Below are 1,787 nucleotides of genomic sequence, written 5' to 3'. Positions count from 1 at the left end.
GGAAGTGAGGCGATTTCTGTATCAAGTGCATCCATAAAATCGATAATAAAAGCAGCATTTGTCCCCAAATCTCTTGGCAAATAACGAGAAGTAGAACGCATATCAACAAAAGTTGTATCCCCTTCATCAGTTAAACGAATAACAATATCTAAAATAAAGCCAAGGTAAAAAGTTTTTGCTCTCGTTTCGATATAAATTTCATTTTCTTCGCCTTTGAATTCTCGTTGCGCTACAACAGGCCAATCATACGCAGCTAAAACATTAAGAACGGATTCGCGAATACGGTCAGGTGAGCCATCATAACGGCGCCCCGATATTTCTGGCCATTGTGACATCTGTATTGCTGCTTGTTCAGTCAAAACACTTTTGAGTGGTAAAGCATCGCTGGGACGTATTGTGCGAAAAAAAGCCGGTGGTCTTTGTGTATCGGTAGAAACGTCGTAAAGAGCCGGTAAGGTAAACCAAAGTCCAAAAAAGAGCATCAATGGTGTGGCTGTTATCAACGAATAAATGATCCCTTTTAAAGCTTTCATTCCCCCTAGAGCACCATAGACCCACAAACTATGAAGTGCTTTAATAGCCAGAAAAAGAGAAATAATTACACAGCCAGTAGAGATTCCGATCAAAATTATGAAGTCAGTTACGTTAATGACGGAAAAACGTTGTAAAATGACTGAAAATAATAAAATAAAGAACGACAATCCACCAAATCGAGGGGACCATACTGCTGCTCTTGAAACGAACCGAACATATCTCTTCTTCATGAAGTTTTTCCCCTCAATTGTAAACTATAAGCTAAGTTTTTTCAGAGTGCTACCTTACAAAAAGCTTCTGCTCATAAACCAAAAATAAAGCACTTATTTTTGAGGTCAAGGATACGTAATGTCTTATAAGTTTCCAGTGGTTATTTTAGCACTTCATTGAAGGTAATCAGTATTTCTTCTATAGTTTATCATGTCATTGATGCGAACTTTATGGGAATGTTTGTAAATAAAAAGAAGTAAACTCAAATAACAAGTTTTACAATTGTTAGCAGCATATTTTTTTAGAGCTTTACTCTTGATTTTTCTCTTCTGATTGCGGGGAGTTTTTTCTGTCAGATAATGCGTATCAAATAGGATATGATGATGTGCAATAGAGATTTCATTCTACCTCAATAAAAAATTGAGGGATCTACAATCAGACAAATCTGAATTCGAATATTCAATTAATAGAGAAAAAAGATAACCATTTTGATAGGCTTCCTGTATTTTGTATAGAAAGGAAGGTGTTGTACAAATGAGAGTTTAGTCCGTTTTTATTCATAAAATATGCGGCAGGTCGCAGATGAAAGAAAAGCTTCACTTTCTTTTTTTGCAAGTGAAGAAGGGGCAAAAATACGTAAAATGATAAAACCTTCATTCAAATTTTTAGCAACCAAAACTGAATTGGCATTTTTTTTAGGTTTTGATTTTTTGAGTTCTATGATTTGTATTGGTTTTCCAATGATAAGATCGAGTGTATTATTAGGGGCTGTTCGGTCATTAAGGCTATAGAAAATAATTCCGTTGTGTGTGTAGGCTGCTAATGACCAAAATTGTCGTGTTTTCAAAGCTTTTAAATGAACAGGTCCATTTTCAAGATTAAATCTGCAGACTTTAAGAAGAAAGAGGGGATCAGCAGATTGTTGAATAGGATTATCGGGAGTAAAAGCAACAAATTGATAAGGGACTCCGGATTTTTTAAGTGCTGTCCATATATTATCCTGTGCCCAATAGGGGATCAGAAAGAGAACGCAAATATGAACG

Annotated in this window: 2 protein-coding genes; both read right to left on the bottom strand. The window is 35.6% G+C overall.

Translation table 11 applies throughout. The annotated features are described in order from the left end of the window. Window positions 1-764: DUF1499 domain-containing protein (locus tag ACFIL8_RS09800; protein ID WP_375689613.1), on the bottom strand; the 764-nt coding region annotated here is incomplete at its 3' end. Between the two features lie 533 nt (window positions 765-1,297). Then, a partial coding sequence (locus tag ACFIL8_RS09795; protein ID WP_375689611.1) for a hypothetical protein occupies window positions 1,298-1,787 on the bottom strand: 490 nt, incomplete at its 5' end.

It is taken from the genome of Bartonella sp. AP57NXGY (genome assembly GCF_042195805.1).
Lineage (GTDB): Bacteria > Pseudomonadota > Alphaproteobacteria > Rhizobiales > Rhizobiaceae > Bartonella.
Note: the sequence above shows the minus strand (reverse complement) of the source record. Positions and strands in the feature narration are given on the sequence as shown.